18 protein-coding genes are annotated in these 15,995 nt (G+C 48.1%); 9 read left to right on the plus strand and 9 right to left on the minus strand.

The window, feature by feature from the left end; genetic code table 11:
- Positions 1–324 precede the first annotated feature (324 nt).
- The gene (locus tag ACKLNH_RS18000; protein WP_413113644.1) at positions 325–870 is read left to right on the plus strand and encodes a gamma carbonic anhydrase family protein; all 546 of its coding nucleotides are present in this window, start codon (positions 325–327) and stop codon (positions 868–870) included.
- On the opposite strand, the gene ACKLNH_RS18005 is transcribed toward ACKLNH_RS18000, so the two are convergent.
- The 4 genes from ACKLNH_RS18005 to tsaC are packed head-to-tail and all read right to left on the minus strand — an operon-like array spanning position 862 to position 3,500.
- Positions 862–1,125, minus strand: coding sequence for a DUF1488 family protein (locus ACKLNH_RS18005; RefSeq protein ID WP_413113645.1), 264 nt, complete (start codon positions 1,123–1,125; stop codon positions 862–864). The genes ACKLNH_RS18000 and ACKLNH_RS18005 overlap by 9 nt on opposite strands.
- 14 nt (positions 1,126–1,139) lie before the next feature.
- Complete coding sequence (aroE, locus tag ACKLNH_RS18010; protein ID WP_413113646.1) at positions 1,140–1,964, minus strand: shikimate dehydrogenase; 825 nt, start codon at positions 1,962–1,964, stop codon at positions 1,140–1,142.
- Between the two features lie 53 nt (positions 1,965–2,017).
- Positions 2,018–2,938, minus strand: a complete 921-nt coding sequence (gene hemF / locus ACKLNH_RS18015; RefSeq protein WP_413113647.1) for an oxygen-dependent coproporphyrinogen oxidase — start codon at positions 2,936–2,938, stop codon at positions 2,018–2,020.
- Positions 2,939–2,945: 7 nt separating this feature from the next.
- On the minus strand, positions 2,946–3,500 hold the full coding sequence (gene tsaC / locus ACKLNH_RS18020; protein ID WP_413113648.1) for an L-threonylcarbamoyladenylate synthase type 1 TsaC: 555 nt from the start codon (positions 3,498–3,500) through the stop codon (positions 2,946–2,948).
- Between the two features lie 171 nt (positions 3,501–3,671).
- Between tsaC and purE the strand changes: the two genes are divergently transcribed.
- Both purE and ACKLNH_RS18030 read left to right on the plus strand, forming a co-directional pair.
- Positions 3,672–4,160, plus strand: a complete 489-nt coding sequence (gene purE / locus ACKLNH_RS18025; RefSeq protein WP_413113649.1) for a 5-(carboxyamino)imidazole ribonucleotide mutase — start codon at positions 3,672–3,674, stop codon at positions 4,158–4,160.
- Positions 4,160–5,275: a 5-(carboxyamino)imidazole ribonucleotide synthase gene (locus tag ACKLNH_RS18030; protein ID WP_413113650.1), complete on the plus strand. Its 1,116-nt coding sequence runs from the start codon at positions 4,160–4,162 to the stop codon at positions 5,273–5,275. Before purE ends, ACKLNH_RS18030 begins: the two co-directional genes overlap by 1 nt.
- 59 nt (positions 5,276–5,334) lie before the next feature.
- Here the strand turns inward: ACKLNH_RS18030 and ACKLNH_RS18035 are convergent, their stop codons facing one another.
- Genes ACKLNH_RS18035 through ACKLNH_RS18050 form a run of 4 tightly spaced genes read right to left on the minus strand, consistent with a single transcriptional unit; the run spans position 5,335 to position 8,588 of the window.
- The gene (locus tag ACKLNH_RS18035) at positions 5,335–5,889 is read right to left on the minus strand and encodes a DNA topoisomerase family protein (protein ID WP_413113651.1); all 555 of its coding nucleotides are present in this window, start codon (positions 5,887–5,889) and stop codon (positions 5,335–5,337) included.
- A 53-nt stretch (positions 5,890–5,942) separates the two neighbouring features.
- Positions 5,943–6,416 (minus strand): DUF494 family protein, encoded by a 474-nt coding sequence (locus ACKLNH_RS18040; RefSeq protein ID WP_413113709.1) that lies wholly within the window; start codon positions 6,414–6,416, stop codon positions 5,943–5,945.
- Positions 6,416–7,510 (minus strand): DNA-processing protein DprA, encoded by a 1,095-nt coding sequence (gene dprA / locus ACKLNH_RS18045; protein ID WP_413113652.1) that lies wholly within the window; start codon positions 7,508–7,510, stop codon positions 6,416–6,418. Before dprA ends, ACKLNH_RS18040 begins: the two co-directional genes overlap by 1 nt.
- Positions 7,503–8,588, minus strand: a complete 1,086-nt coding sequence (locus ACKLNH_RS18050) for a LysM peptidoglycan-binding domain-containing protein (protein ID WP_413113653.1) — start codon at positions 8,586–8,588, stop codon at positions 7,503–7,505. The genes dprA and ACKLNH_RS18050 overlap by 8 nt, the downstream gene beginning before the upstream one ends.
- Positions 8,589–8,709: 121 nt before the next feature.
- Between ACKLNH_RS18050 and def the strand changes: the two genes are divergently transcribed.
- From def to ACKLNH_RS18075, 5 genes are all read left to right on the plus strand, one after another.
- Positions 8,710–9,222 carry a peptide deformylase gene (def, locus tag ACKLNH_RS18055; protein WP_413113654.1) on the plus strand — a complete coding sequence of 171 codons (513 nt, stop codon included), beginning with the start codon at positions 8,710–8,712 and terminating at the stop codon, positions 9,220–9,222.
- A 2-nt stretch (positions 9,223–9,224) separates the two neighbouring features.
- Positions 9,225–10,172, plus strand: a complete 948-nt coding sequence (fmt, locus tag ACKLNH_RS18060; RefSeq protein ID WP_413113710.1) for a methionyl-tRNA formyltransferase — start codon at positions 9,225–9,227, stop codon at positions 10,170–10,172.
- A gap of 57 nt (positions 10,173–10,229) precedes the next feature.
- Positions 10,230–11,537: a 16S rRNA (cytosine(967)-C(5))-methyltransferase RsmB gene (gene rsmB / locus ACKLNH_RS18065; RefSeq protein WP_413113655.1), complete on the plus strand. Its 1,308-nt coding sequence runs from the start codon at positions 10,230–10,232 to the stop codon at positions 11,535–11,537.
- Between the two features lie 92 nt (positions 11,538–11,629).
- Complete coding sequence (gene trkA / locus ACKLNH_RS18070) at positions 11,630–13,006, plus strand: Trk system potassium transporter TrkA (RefSeq protein ID WP_413113656.1); 1,377 nt, start codon at positions 11,630–11,632, stop codon at positions 13,004–13,006.
- Positions 13,007–13,010: 4 nt separating this feature from the next.
- Positions 13,011–14,462, plus strand: a complete 1,452-nt coding sequence (locus ACKLNH_RS18075; RefSeq protein WP_413113657.1) for a TrkH family potassium uptake protein — start codon at positions 13,011–13,013, stop codon at positions 14,460–14,462.
- A 36-nt stretch (positions 14,463–14,498) separates the two neighbouring features.
- Here the strand turns inward: ACKLNH_RS18075 and trhA are convergent, their stop codons facing one another.
- Complete coding sequence (gene trhA / locus ACKLNH_RS18080; RefSeq protein WP_413113658.1) at positions 14,499–15,152, minus strand: PAQR family membrane homeostasis protein TrhA; 654 nt, start codon at positions 15,150–15,152, stop codon at positions 14,499–14,501.
- 494 nt (positions 15,153–15,646) lie between these two features.
- On the opposite strand from trhA, the gene ACKLNH_RS18085 reads away from it, so the two are divergent.
- The gene (locus ACKLNH_RS18085) at positions 15,647–15,913 is read left to right on the plus strand and encodes a YihD family protein (protein ID WP_413113659.1); all 267 of its coding nucleotides are present in this window, start codon (positions 15,647–15,649) and stop codon (positions 15,911–15,913) included.
- The last annotated feature ends 82 nt before the right edge of the window (positions 15,914–15,995 follow it).

Genomic DNA, 15,995 nt, shown 5'->3' on the forward strand with positions numbered 1-15,995 from the left:
TGTCGAAACTTTTGCTTTCAAGGCTTTCACCTCTTGTTTCGAACAGGTTGGCCATTTTATACAATTAAACTGTTGTGTCAAACACTTTATCAATTTAATTTTCAATGTTACCAAACTGCTTATCGACATAATGACTTGCTTCTAAAGCTGCATTCCGTGTCGATGAGGCGGCATTATAGAGATCAAAATCACACTGGCAAGCGTTTTTCACACCTTTTGATAAAACACTGGTTCGTTCGAATACATTTCGCTCACTATGCTAGATTTATAGGCTAAAAATGCTATTTTTGATTATATAAACCTAAAAAAATGGAGGGAATAGGCATGGAAACAAACGTAAGACCTTATAAAAATAACTATCCACTACTTGGCCAGCGTGTATACCTTGATAGTAGTGCCGTTGTTATAGGACAAGTCAGGGTAGGGGATGACAGCAGCATTTGGCCATTAGTTTCTATCCGAGGCGATGTTAATTGCATCACGATAGGTCAACGCAGCAATATCCAAGATGGTTCCATCTTACACGTAACGCGAACATCCGAAGAGGATAGCCAAGGTTTCCCTTTATATATTGGCGATGATGTTACCGTTGGGCATCATGCCACGCTACATGGCTGTATATTGAAGAATCGTATTTTAATTGGCATGGGATCTATCGTCCTCGATGGAGCAATCATCGAAGATGATGTAATGCTGGCAGCAGGGAGCCTCGTTCCACCAAGGAAAACTCTCACTAGCGGCTTTCTCTATGTGGGTAGCCCTGCAAAGCCAGCGCGCGCTTTAACTGATAAAGAGTTAACCTTTCTTCGTCAGTCAGCAAATAACTACGTAGTACTAAAAGATGAGTATCTCAACGAGGCGTCAGGCTAAAGCAACCTCGCCTTTTGCGTTGTAGGCCTCTTCTTCGATTAATGCCTCTATTTCTTCTTCTATATCGAAGCGCAACGCATTGAAAGCCGCCATAATTGCGGCTTCCCCTGCGCAAGGTTGACCTAACGCCTTTTCTAGCCAACGCAAACTCACCCAACATTCAATCAATGCGCCTTGCTGTTGAGCAGGAAAGCGTACCGCTTTTATCTCGGAGTCATACGACTGAATATCTGGAAATAATATCGACTGGTTCATTTTCTATATCTCAATTAACACTGTAGTAAACGACGTAACTCTCGTAACACTTGCTTTGTCCCTGGTCGTAACCCTCGCCAGATTAAAAAGCTTTCTGCAGCCTGACCAACCAACATCCCTAAGCCATCAATGGTTTTCGCTGCACCAAGATTAGTCGCCCATTGGTTAAATGCCGTAGGCTCCGCTCGATAGACCATATCGTAACAAACAACTTTGGGATGGATGAGGGAATCACTGATCGCTGGAATACTGTCAGACAGTCCCGCAGAGGTAGAGTTAATAATGATATCAAACTCTGGCTTTAACAATGCGGCCAAGCCACAGCCCTGAACCGGCCCGTGCTCAGCAAATAGTTTGGCTAACACATGGGCTTTTTCTTCGGTACGGTTGGCAATCGTTATTGATTCGGGGTGTTGATTCAACATCGGCAATACCACGCCTCTCGCTGCGCCTCCAGCCCCTAACAGAAGGATTCGTCGTCCTTGTAAGTCAACATGGTGATTAATGAGATCCTGAACCAACCCTTCACCATCCGTGTTATCACCAAGGATACCGCCATCATCCAATTTCTTTAACGTATTCACTGCGCCAGCTAATTGGGCACGCAAAGTTAGCTGAGTGGCATACTCGAATGCGTCTTCTTTGAATGGTGCAGTGACATTGCACCCTTTGCCATTTGCAGCAAAAAAACGATCTAATGAGCGAATAAATGTAGATTTATCTTCAGCTAGCTCTGCCTCATATTGCATTGCTTGCCCAGTCTGCCGAGCAAACAGAGTATGAATATAAGGGGATTTACTTTGTGTGATGGGGTTACCGTATACCCGATAAAGATCCATGTTAACGTCCTGTTCTTATTCAATACCATGACACTAACATTGCTTATCTCGACTTACCACTCTCGAGGCTTTAAGTAGTCTTGATAAAGCCGCGCCTCCTCACTACCTTCAATCGGTTGGTAAGCATACTCCCAGCGCGCTAAAGGAGGCATCGACATCAGAATAGATTCGGTTCGCCCACCACTTTGTAGCCCAAACAGGGTGCCGCGATCATAGACAAGATTAAATTCCACATAACGTCCACGCCGATATAGTTGAAACTGTCGCTCACGCTCACCATAAGCTAACGATTTTCGTCGCTCAACAATTGGCGTGTAAGCCTCGATGTATCCCTGACCAACTGCTTTGATATAATCAAAGCACGTCGCAAAGCCCCATTGATTGAGATCATCAAAGAACAAACCACCCACACCGCGCGTTTCGTCACGATGGGGGAGATAGAAGTACTTATCGCACCATGCTTTATGCTCGGAATAAACCGTATGACCAAATGGCGCACAAAGTGCTTTTGCCACTTGATGCCAGTGCTGACAATCGTCATCAAAAGGATAAAACGGTGTCAGATCAAAGCCACCCCCAAACCACCAAACTGGGTCTTCGCCCTCTTTTTCCGCAACAAAGAAGCGGACATTAGCATGAGATGTTGGTATGTAGGGATTGTGCGGGTGTATGACTAACGAAACCCCCATCGCCTCAAAGCGGCGTCCCACCAACTCGGGCCGATGAGCCGTGGCAGAAGATGGCATTTGATCGCCAAATACATGAGAGAAATTTACGCCAGCTTGCTCAAAAACCCCGCCATCCCTTAAAACCCGACTGCGACCGCCGCCGCCCAGTTTCTCAGTTGGCCCTCGTTGCCACGCATCTTCTTCAAACGATTTTACGCCATCTTGAGCGGCCAACGCGTGACAAATTTCATCTTGAAGACAAAGTAAAAAATCCTTAACTGCCGCTTTATCTACTGAGGTTGTCATTTATTATCTATCCTTGTCGAAATAATTGACCAGTTAACGCATCCCGTATTTCCGAGGGATTTAACCGTCCGCTAGTTTCCCCATTCAAGAGTACGACCTTATCACCAAGCTGCGCTTGCACCTCAGCCGCCGTTCGGCAAGGAGGCTCCCCAGTCAGGTTGGCGCTGGTTGAAGTGATCGGTTTACCGTAGGTTCGACACAAGACCTGCACTAGTGGATGATCGCTCACTCTCACCGCGATCGTATCAAACCGCCCAGTAAGAAAAGAAGGGACAGATGGCTTTGCTGGCATCACCCAAGTTACAGGGCCTGGCCAAGTGGCAAATATCGCCTCTCGTTGTTGCTCTGACAGGGCACTATCATCAACATAATTCTTTAACTGCGCATAATCTGACGCAATCAGTATTAACCCCTTATCAACCGAGCGCTGTTTCAAGGTCAGCAAACGCTGTACTGCCTTGCCACAATCAGGATCACAGCCAACCCCAAATACCGCCTCAGTCGGATAAGCAATAACCTGTCCTTTGTGTAATGCATCAACTGCTTGCAATAGCTTATCCAAAATCACTGCCCTCTGTTCGTTTACACCCAGAGCCTAGTGTAGCGATTACCGCATAATGACTCCATAAATATGCGAATTCTTTCCGTACGCAAACGTTTTCCTTATGGCGAAATCTCCGTATAATGCGCACAGATTGTCTTTATGCACAGATATGTTTTTAAGGAGTTTGGGATGAAAGTGGGAATTATTATGGGGTCAAAGTCAGATTGGCCAACCATGCAACATGCAGCGGATATGCTAGATCGTTTCAATATTCCATACGAAACAACCGTCGTTTCTGCCCACCGCACCCCACATCTTCTTACCGAATATGCCGAAAATGCCGCTGGGCGAGGCCTTAAAGTGATAATTGCTGGCGCAGGTGGTGCCGCGCACTTACCTGGCATGACAGCAGCCTTTACTAGCCTACCGGTATTAGGCGTTCCTGTTCAATCCCGTGCCCTTAAAGGAATGGACTCACTGCTTTCCATTGTGCAAATGCCAAAAGGCGTTGCTGTCGGCACGCTTGCTATCGGTGATGCTGGTGCAGCAAACGCTGGATTATTGGCCGCTCAAATCATCGGTACTAACGATGCGGATGTTATGGCAAAAATCGATGCTTTCCGTCAGGAGCAGACTGATACTGTACTTGCACATCCTAATCCAGCAGAGGATGCGTAATGAAAGTATTGGTACTCGGGGCAGGCCAACTCGCTAGAATGATGTCTCTCGCGGGGGCCCCACTTAACATTGACGTTATCGCGTATGATGTTGGGTCAGAAAAGGTGGTTCACCCCTTAACACAACACCTGTTGCCGTATTCATTAGAGGCTGCAATAGAGGCCGTTGACGTCATTACGGCGGAGTTTGAGCATATCCCACACGATGTACTGGAACTGTGTGAGGAACACGGTAAGTTCTTACCAAGCACTGATGCCATTAAAGCCGGCGGTGATCGCCGCCTTGAAAAGGCACTGCTCGATCGTGCCAATGTGGCAAATGCTAAATACCAAGTCATTGCTGCTCGGCAAGATCTTATCGAAGCAGCAGAGAGCATTGGTTTACCCCTCGTGCTGAAAAGTGCGCTCGGTGGTTATGATGGCAAAGGGCAGTGGCGTCTAAAATCAGCAGAACAAATCGACGACACTTGGCAAGAGATCGAAGCATTTCTGCAACAAACACCGAACCAGGCAATTGTTGCTGAAGAATTTGTACCGTTTTGTCGTGAAGTGTCATTGGTAGGGGCTCGTGATAAACACGGTAACGTTCGCGTCTATCCTATCACTGAAAATGTCCATGTGAATGGCGTTTTAAACCTCTCCATTGCACAGCCCACTCAACACAATGTTCAGCAGCAAGCCAGTGAAATGTTCAGCGCTGTTGCCGATGCGCTTGATTATGTCGGCGTGCTCGCTATCGAATTCTTTGAAGTTAATGGCAAGCTGCTGGTCAACGAAATAGCGCCTCGCGTACATAATTCAGGTCATTGGACTCAGCAGGGCGCTGAAACCTGTCAATTTGAGAACCATCTACGTGCAGTCTGTGGACTTCCGCTTGGCGCAACCACGTTAATTCGCCCGACGGCGATGATCAATATTCTCGGTGAAGACACACTGCCAACCGCCGTGCTGCAGCAGACCGAAAGCCATGTTCACTGGTACGGCAAAGAGAAACGTGCCGGGAGAAAAATGGGTCATATCAATGTCTGTGCCACAGATATGGATGCGTTGCAGCACACCCTAGCCTGGCTCGGGACGCATTTAGATGCCGACGCATTTCCAGCACTACCACGTTAACAACAAAAAACGCCAACATCTCTGTTGGCGTTTCTCTATCCCGTTCGCAGCACAAATCTTTAGTCTGGCTGAATAAAGCCACAACGCCGATCGGCACATTGACGCTTCACTCCATTAGCGGTCTTTTTCTCGACCAGCAAAGCAAAGCCGCACTGCTCACACCACCCCTTGATTGGCCTGCTGTTGGCAGCAAACTTACACTTTGGGTACCCATCACACGCATAAAAGGTTTTACCGTAACGCGACTGTCGCTCCACCAAGTGGCCACCACGACATAACGGACAAGCAAGGTGTGTCTCTTCCGCTTTTTTATCGGGAGATGCTATGTAGCGACATGCAGGCCAACCTCGGCAACCGATAAACATCCCAAATCGACCTTGGCGCAGAAGCAAGTCCTCACCACAGTCGGGGCAGGGCATGCCGAGCTCTTTGACCACATGACCATCGTGCTGCTGTAGTGGTCGAACATAGTCACAAGCCGGGTAGTGAGTGCAGCCCAAAAAAGGACCATGCTTACCAAAGCGCATCTCGAGCTTGTGTTGGCATAGAGGACAAGGCTCATCAAGCGCATGCTCATGAGCCGAAAAAAGAGGCTGGGAAACTTTATTGTTCATGCTGCACTGCTAATAATCCAATGCCACGATGGCATGACAAATTGAAAAGATAATTAATGAAGCAGGCCGTTTTCGCTCTCATATAGCAAGTCTTCCATTTGGTGGTATGCACTTTCATGACCCGGTACATTAAATAGCACCATCAATACCACCCATTTCAAGTCATCAAGGTAGAACTCACTGGTTTCGAGTTCCATAACTCGCTCGATAACCATTTCACGGGTTTCAGCGCCCAGTACATGCACTTGCTCTAAAAACAGCAGAAAGCCGCGGCATTGCGTGTTTAAATACTGCATCTCAAGCTCGGTGTATACACGCATTGAAGTCAATGCACCGTTTTGAAAGGATGATTCTGGAGACTCTTGTAATGCTGCCAATTTTTCCAGCCAATTTAGAGCTTTATGGATATCCTCCTGAGGAAATCCGGCACCAGACAATTCATCAGACAAGGTGTCTTGATCAACCTGCAGCTCGACTTCACTGTGGATGTAAGTCTCAAACAGATACATCAGAATATCCATCATAATCAACCCCTCCTCGTTCTAACATACCCCCCAGGCACGGTGGTTACCAGCCCTTGAAGTTCAAGCTCTAATAACTGCGTCATAACATCATGTACTGGCAGCTGAGCTCGGTCTGCAATCACATCAACGGGTGTTGCATCACTCCCTACGTTATCTAACAGTGGGACAAATGGCAATTCCTCATTCACCTTCCCGTCCATATCGCCCCCCGAGTGATGATTTATTGCACAACCCGTCAGTGCTCCGACTTCGTTAATAATATCGACCGGCGTTTGCACCAGTTTAGCACCACTTTGGATCAGCTTATGACAGCCATGACTTTGTGGATTAAAAACCGAACCCGGCAGCGCAAACACTTCACGATTCTGCTCTAAGGCATATTTTACCGTAATAAGAGAACCGCTTTTTTCTGCCGCCTCAACCACAAACACGCCCACAGAGAGGCCACTGATAATGCGATTTCGACGTGGAAAATGACCCGGTCGCGGTGGAGTGTTGGGCAGAAACTCAGACACCAAGGCGCCTTGCTCACGAATTTGTGCCGCTAAGTGGCGGTGTGCAGCAGGATAGATAGATGCCAACCCACTGCCTAACACTGCAATCGTTTTTCCACCGTTTTCCAATGCCCCCGTATGCGCATACCCATCGATTCCCAATGCCAGCCCACTCGTTATCACATACCCCTCGGTAACGAGCCCAGCCGCAAACTGAGCAGCCGCTTCGCGCCCATCTATACTCGCTTGACGACTTCCCACCATGGCAATTTGTGGTTGCTTTAAAGCATCAACATCACCATCAATAAACAAAACCGGAGGTGGAGAAGAAATTTGCCGTAATAGATAAGGGTAGTCAGGGTGGAGGAGGTGAAGAAGGTGATGAGATGGAGATTTCAACCACTGCAAGGCAGCCACTTGAGATGCGTGTAATGGACGTCGAAAGGCCTGTACTTGAAGAGCACTCATGCCGACTGACAGCCAGACAGAGTCATCTGCCTGATATAACTCCGCTTCCGATAAACGCTGACACAAGCGGAGAATGCCTCGCCCACCAAGGCGTGGCACCCCCAACAAACGTATCCAAAATTCAGCGTCAGTCACGAGAAAGAGGCGATGAGAACGCCGTATTCACCTGAATAGGAGCAGGTGCTCGCGTCACGACAGCAAGGCTAAAGTGTGCATACGGGCGGATCACCATCAGTTCCCCTAACGCTCGCTCACCCAATGGCTCACCACTGGTCTTAAGCTTTGATGGTCGTAACTGATATTTATAGCCTTTATTGGTGTTGCGCACAAAGGCTCCCGGTTCATTGACTTCAACAATATGCCCGGCCACCAAGTTATCCTCATACCCCCGGTCTAGGACGACGACTTGATAATGCGCTTGATAATTAAAACCATCCATATCCGCGACAATACGCCCCTTTAATCCCTCAGGAGATGGTGCTGGCGCAAAGGTCATCTGTTCAAAAAAGTTCTCTGCATTTTCAGAGGCTAACGGCAGCAAAACGTCATTCTGCTGTATTTCTCGCCCCGATGCCTGCAAGTTTAAAATGCTCTGTTTATCAAAACGCTGCACAATTTCAGCATTGCCAATGTGACGAAGAGGGAAAACCTTCTCTTCGCTATCAGTACGCACTGCGGCCTCCATCACGCGGTAAACCCCCCAACGACTCTGTTTTGCCAATGGTTGGTCAACAAAAATATCATCAAAGCTAGTTAAGTAAGTACGCCCATCTTGGCTACCTACCACTCGAGGCAGCAGAGATAGCGCCTTGGTATCTAACAGGCGATCCTGTGCCATAAACGGTAACAAGAGCTGATCATCCAATACCGTAATAGGCTGCTTTATCTCACTCACACGGGCGGTTGGCGACAATTTGGTAAGCCTTTTTGAACTTAAGCGAGGCTGGCCATCCACCCATATCAAATGCAGTATGTCACCGGGATAAATTAAATGTGGATTCTCTATCGCTGGATTAGCTTGCCATAATTGTGGCCATAGCCACGGACTATCTAAAAAGTACGCCGAAATATCCCAAAGGGTATCCCCCTTTTTAACGACGTATTGAGTTGGGTGCCCATCCTTCAATGTCAGCGCAGATGCTGACCACGAAATCAATGCGGTGAATAGTAATGTAATAAATAATTGACTGTAGCGTCGCCACGTTTGTGCCATTTTCTGCCCCTTCCTTCGCAGTCTTTGCTGGCTGATGCTGTCATTTGGGTTTGAAAATGTCTAGAATTGAACCAACTAAGTCTTGTGTGTTTCGGCACACTTCATCTTTTTTTGAGTCAGTATGTCAGTATTACAAGTATTAACCTTTCCCGACGAGCGTTTACGCACCGTTGCACAGCCGGTAGAGGCTGTAACAAAAGAGATCCAGCAAATTGTCGATGACATGCTGGAAACCATGTATGAAGAAGAGGGGATTGGCCTTGCCGCGACCCAAGTTGATATCCATCAGCGTATCGTGGTGATCGACCTCTCTGAAGAGCGTGACCAACCAATGGTGCTGATTAATCCAGAGATCATTGAAAAGCGTGGTGAAGACGGCATCGAAGAAGGCTGCCTGTCCGTACCTGGTGCGCGTGGTCTTGTGCCTCGTGCCGCTGAAGTGACAATCAAAGCACTCAATCGCGAAGGTAACGCCTTCCAACTTGATGCCGATGACTTACTTGCCATCTGTATTCAACACGAACTGGACCACCTCGATGGCAAATTGTTTGTTGACTACTTGTCGCCTTTAAAGCGCCAACGCATCAAACAAAAGATGGAAAAGCTCAAACGTTTTAACCAGAAGAATTCTTAATGATGACGACCCCTTTGCGCATTGTTTTTGCCGGAACACCCGATTTTGCAGCCCGCCACTTGGCGGCATTAATCGATTCTGAGCATGAAATTGTTGCTGCCTATACGCAGCCAGACCGCCCTGCTGGACGAGGAAAAAAACTGACCCCCAGCGCAGTAAAAGCGCTCGCCCTTGAGCATGATATCCCTGTGTATCAGCCAGTAAACTTCAAAGAAGGCGACGCAGTCGAGCAACTGGCAGCCCTCAATGCCGATCTGATGGTCGTCGTAGCGTATGGTCTACTGCTGCCTAAAGTCGTACTAGATACGCCGCGTTTAGGGTGCATGAATGTTCACGGTTCTATCTTGCCTCGTTGGCGTGGTGCGGCCCCAATTCAGCGTGCAATTTGGGCCGGAGATGAAGAAACCGGCGTCACCATCATGCAAATGGATGAAGGCTTAGATACTGGTGACATGTTATCCATTGCAACGTTACCCATCGCTGCCGATGACACCAGTGCGACGATGTATGAAAAATTGGCACAACTCGGGCCACAAGCCTTAGTTGAGTGTTTGCAAGATGTCGCAACAGGCAACGCCACCGCGACACCACAAGATGATGCGCTTGCCAACTATGCGAAAAAACTCAGCAAAGATGAAGCACGTATCGACTGGACAATGGATGCTGTTGCGATTGAGCGCTGTATTCGCGCCTTTAATCCGTGGCCAATGAGCTATTTTGAGGTGGACGGAAAAAATATTAAGGTGTGGCAGGCTGATATCATTCAGGTGGATCATCAAGCTGTGCCAGGTACGATTCTGAGTGCCGATAAGCAAGGAATTACTGTCGCGACTGGCAACGAAGCAATACGCCTTGTTTCCCTGCAACCTCCAGGCAAAAAGGCGATGCCGGTCAGCGACCTGCTTAACTCTCGCCGCGAGTGGTTCGATATTGGCCACCAACTTGCCTAATACTTACCGTTTATTTAGGCCAGTATCACTGGCCTCTTTTTTTACAGGACACACATCATGAATGTGAGAGCCGTTGCCGCGAAAGTGATCTACCAAGTTGTCGATCAAGGCCAATCACTTTCTACGGTATTGCCGCCAGCGCAACAAACTGTCGCCCCACGAGATCAGGCGTTGTTACAAGAGATCTGTTATGGCGTATTACGCTGGTTGCCTCGCCTAGAGTCGAGCGTACAGACACTAATGGATAAACCGCTGAAAGGGAAACAGCGCGTATTCCATCACCTGATTCTTGTTGGTTTGTATCAACTGAGCCAAATGCGCATTCCAGCCCATGCCGCTGTGGCTGAAACCGTTAATGCCACCAAGAATCTCAAAAAGCCGCAGCTACGTGGCTTAATTAATGCCATTTTAAGAAACTACCAACGCCAACAAGAAGCACTGGATGAAGCCGCCCTAAGCCACGATGCAGGACGCTATGGTCACCCAGGTTGGTTACTTAATCTATTGAAAAAAAGCTACCCAATACAATGGGAAAGCCTTGTTGATGCCAATAACCAAAAGGCTCCAATGTGGCTGCGGGTTAACCGTCAACATCATCATCGTGATGCCTACCGTGCGTTACTGGATGAGAGCGGTATTGCAACCGATATTCATCCCGAAGCGAGCGATGCCTTACGTCTACTCTCACCTTGCGATGTCACCACGCTGCCTGGTTTTGATTTAGGGTGGGTCTCCGTTCAAGATGCTGCTGCCCAACTCGCGGTCGACTATTTACGTCCACAAGCAGGTGAGCTGATCCTTGACTGTTGTGCCGCTCCGGGCGGTAAAACGGTCCATATCCTCGAGCGTCAACCTGATGCCAATGTTGTTGCGGTCGATGCGGATCCAGCCCGTCTTAAACGCGTCTATGAAAACCTCGAGCGCTTAAACGTCAATGCGGATGTGAAATGTGGTGATGCACGTACGCCTGAGGCCTGGTGGCAAGGTGAACAGTTTGATCGCATTCTATTAGATGCGCCATGCTCAGCCACTGGCGTTATTCGCCGCCACCCCGACATCAAATGGCTACGCCGAGCAGACGACATTGCGGCACTGACCGAGCTACAAAGTGAAATCTTTGATGCAATGTGGCAACAGTTAAAACCTGGCGGTACCTTGGTCTATGCCACGTGCTCAGTAACGCAACAAGAGAACGTCGACCAAGTGAGTGCCTTCTTAGCGAGAACTAAGGATGCAGAATTAGTACCAAGTACACAGTTGTCTATTGATAATGGCAGCAGTACGCTACCGGGAAGACAGATTCTGCCTGGCGAAGAGGCTATGGATGGGTTTTACTATGCAGTGTTAACCAAACAACCAGCATAACCCTGAACCGTTGGCTCGGTGTTCATCATCCGTCACTGAGCCAACCTATAATCATCAAGGCGCCCGCAAGGACGCATTAAGCAGGACTAACGATGAAAATCATTATTCTTGGTGCCGGACAGGTCGGCGGCTCGTTAGCTGAAAACCTCAGCGGCGAAAACAACGACATCACCATCGTCGACAAAGATGGTGAGCACCTGCGTGACTTGCAAGACAAATATGATCTGCGCGTTGTACAGGGATATGCGAGCCACCCCAAAACACTGCGTGAAGCGGGAGCACAAGATGCAGACATGCTGGTTGCCGTCACCAACTCAGACGAAACCAACATGATTGCCTGTCAAATTGCCTTTTCGCTGTTTAATACCCCCAACCGTGTGGCACGCATTCGCTCACCTGAGTATCTCCGTGAAAAAGAAAACTTATTCCAAACCGATGCCGTACCCGTTGATCACCTTATCGCACCAGAAGAGTTAGTAACTGAATATATCCAGCGCTTAATTGATTATCCCGGCGCACTGCAGGTGGTTGAGTTTGCTGATAACCGAGTCGGATTGGTGGCTGTCAAAGCCTATTATGGCGGACCGTTAGTCGGCAACGCATTATCAGCGCTGCGTGAACACATGCCACATATCGACACTCGAGTAGCGGCAATTTTCCGTCAAGGCAAACCGATTCGTCCTCAAGGTACCACCATTATCGAAGCCGATGATGAAGTGTTCTTTGTCGCGGCTAGCCACCATATTCGCGCGGTGATCAGTGAGCTACAGCGTCTGGAAAAGCCCTATAAACGCTTAATGATTGTAGGGGGAGGGAATATTGGTGCTGGCCTTGCTCGACGCCTAGAGCAGCACTACAGCGTCAAACTGATTGAGCGCAACCAATCTCGAGCGGAGCGTCTGTCAGAGATGCTGGAAAATACCATCGTCTTTTGTGGTGATGCTTCAGATCAAGAGCTTCTTAGCGAAGAGCACATTGATCAAGTCGACGTCTTTATCGCGGTTACCAATGATGATGAAGCCAACATCATGTCCGCCATGCTGGCCAAACGTATGGGCGCCAAAAAGGTCATGGTGCTGATTCAGCGAGGGGCGTATGTCGACTTGGTCCAAGGCGGCACGATTGATATTGCCGTATCACCGCAACAAGCGACAATTTCAGCCTTGCTAACCCATGTACGTAAAGCGGATATCGTCAATGTATCCTCCCTGCGTCGCGGCGCTGCAGAGGCCATTGAAGCCATTGCACACGGTGATGAAAGCACCTCAAAAGTTGTTGGACGTGCTATCGGTGAAATCAAACTGCCTCCTGGTACGACAATTGGTGCCATTGTTCGCCACGAAGAGGTACTGATCGCCCATGACAACATCATTATTGAACAAGATGATCATGTGGTGATGTTCCTCGTCGATAAAAAATACATCCCTGATGTAGAGCGCTTATTCCAACCAAGTCCGTTTTTCCTCTAAATCGATGCTGCTACTCAATACCCCTGCCATTCTATTTGTTATAGGGCTAGTGTTATCCAAACTAGCCCTATTTATGTACATTCCTGCCATCGTGGCATTCGTTACCGCAAGTCATGGTTTTTGGGAGTTCGGCACTGCCATTATAATTACCCATAGTTGCGCCTTTGGCTTGCTAGCTTATGGTCGACGTAACACTTTCCAACTTGGGGTGCGGGACATGTTCCTGATCACCACACTTGTCTGGGGAATTGCCAGTGCCTTTGCTGCGCTTCCCTTTGTGTTTATCAACCATATTAGCTTTAGTGATGCCTATTTTGAGACCATGTCAGGGCTAACCACAACAGGATCAACGGTCTTGAGTGGGCTCGATGACATGGCACCGAGCATCTTATTGTGGCGTTCACTGTTGCAGTGGTTAGGGGGTATCGGCTTTATTGTGATGGGAGTGGCTATCTTGCCAATGCTAAATGTTGGCGGCATGCGATTGTTCCAGACGGAGTCCTCTGACTGGTCGGAAAAAAGTGCGCCACGCACAAAGCAAGTGGCCCTGCATATTGTGCAAGTGTATGTCAGCTTATCCATGCTATGCATTATGGGTTACCTTGCTGCTGGAATGGATCTTTTTGACGCCATCAACCATGCACTAACCACCATCTCAACTGGCGGCTACTCTACCTCAGATAGCTCAATGAATGGCTTTAGCACGTTAGCACACTGGAATGCGATTGTGTTTATGTTTGCCGGTGGGTTACCTTTTTTACTGTTTGTACGCGCATTGAAAAGAAAAACATGGCAACCCCTATGGGCTGATGCACAAGTGCGTGGCTTTGCCAAACTCACTCTCTTTGTCAGTGCGATTGTGGCGGTGAGTTTACATTACCAAAATCATTATCAATGGCTAGATGCACTCCGGGTTGGTCTGTTTAATGTTGTCTCGGTTATGACCACCACGGGCTTTGGGCTTGGAGATTTTACGCATTGGGGGCCAGCAATGAGTGTCGTGTTTGCCTTTTTAATGCTCACGGGGGCTTGCTCTGGATCGACATCTGGGGGAGTAAAACTATTCCGATTTCAAGTCGCTATCGCGCTATTCAATAAGCACATGATGCAACTGATCCATCCTTCCGGTATGTTTATTCAACGCTACAATGGTGCCAAAGTAACAGAGAGTATTGTGCGTTCGGTCATTGCCTTTGCTCTGGTCTTTTTTGTCACTGTCTTGGTTACGGCCTTGCTGCTGGCGATATTAGGGCTTGATGCCACCACGAGCCTATCCGGCGCCATTACCGCTGTAGCCAACGTTGGCCCAGGGATAGGATCGACGATAGGCCCGAGTGGTAATTTTGCCTCTCTGCCAGCCATGGCGAAATGGATTCTCAGTGTTGCCATGCTAATGGGACGGTTAGAGATAATTACTGTACTGGTACTGTTTTACCCTGCCTATTGGCGCAGCTAACATCGATCACGTCATACTGGATACAGTAAGGTGTTGTTAAATGACAGCCACATAACCATAAATAGCGGCGAAATGACACGCCGTGCCTGCTAAGACAAACAGGTGCCAAATGGCATGATTAAAGGGGATCTGTTTCATCACATAAAACACCACCCCTGCCGAATAGGTTAACCCGCCAGCAGCCAACAATAGCATGCCGCTGCCCTCCAACGTTTGACTCAATGGATATAACGCCACGACCGACAGCCATCCCATCATCAAATAAACCGCCAAAGAGAGACGCTTAAAGCGATGGACAAACTTCACCTTAAAAACAATCCCTGCTATCGCAATGCCCCAGATCAGCACCATTAAACCCATCGCCCAAGGCGTGCGAAGGCTCATCAACATAAAGGGGGTATATGTCCCTGCAATCAATAGATAAATGGCGCAGTGATCAAATGTCTTCAACCAACGTCTTGCTTGCTGAAAAGGGATGGCATGATATAGCGTTGATGCGAGATAGAGGACAATAATGCTGCTGCCATAAATCACAAAACTCATCAGAGATAATGCGTCCCCTTCGAGCATAATGGCCTTATTTAACAGCAAACCTAAGCCAACGATGCCAAATAACACCCCTACGCCATGCGTAATACTGTTCGCGACCTCTTCAGCGATTGAGTAACTCGGTAATGCGTGCTTTCCCACTGATCATTTCTCACTAATAAACTAACATCCTGTACAGTATGACATATTTAAGCGCACATGTGTAAGCTGAAATATGTCACACGAAAAAGTGTAATAAACAGATCGACTTAGCATAAAATTGCTGCTAAATTGCGCACAAAATTCGCGCTCACAGGCTGGACGGTTAGCCAGTAAGAGGCCTGTATAGCGTTTGTTTTATTCGCTAGGGAATGCCTGTATAGAGTTACTTCATCAATGCTTGCAACTACTCCCCGGTACATGCCGACGCCACGTAGCCCATCTCGTGCTCGTCCATCCAGTTTTGCTCCTCGCTTTGTTCCAACCAAACCGAGCCAGCAAACAGATTAAGCCTGTACTTGGTATCGAGCAGTGCCCAGTGCACTGCTTTTTCATCTCTTTGTTCCTGCTTTTCTATTACCTTTCTCCGACGATTTTGTTACCTTAGGCAGATAAAAAACACAATGATTTAACTTCAGCCTAAAAAGAGATTTACTATGCAATGTCATCGAATCAATGAACTGATCGAACTCCTTCAACCGGAGTGGCACAAACACAATGAGCTAAACCTCGCCGCATTTTTAACTTTACTCGCCAAAGAAGCTGGCTATGACGGTAAGTTGGCCGACCTTACGGACGACGTCCTGATTTACCACCTTAAGATGCGTAATAGCGATGACAAAGCCATGATTCCTGGCTTAGCCAAAGATTGTGAGACCGACTTCAAAACCGCTCTACTCAAAGCACGTGGTGTTATCGACTAACCTTTAAGGCTGGTGATAAATCACCAGCCACCTCTCGCATCCTCAAGACCACGCAACTCTCTGCACAGTTTATGCGCTTGTT

The sequence above is a fragment of the Thaumasiovibrio clandestinus genome (assembly GCF_047250365.1).
In the GTDB taxonomy this organism is placed as follows: Bacteria; Pseudomonadota; Gammaproteobacteria; order Enterobacterales; family Vibrionaceae; genus Thaumasiovibrio.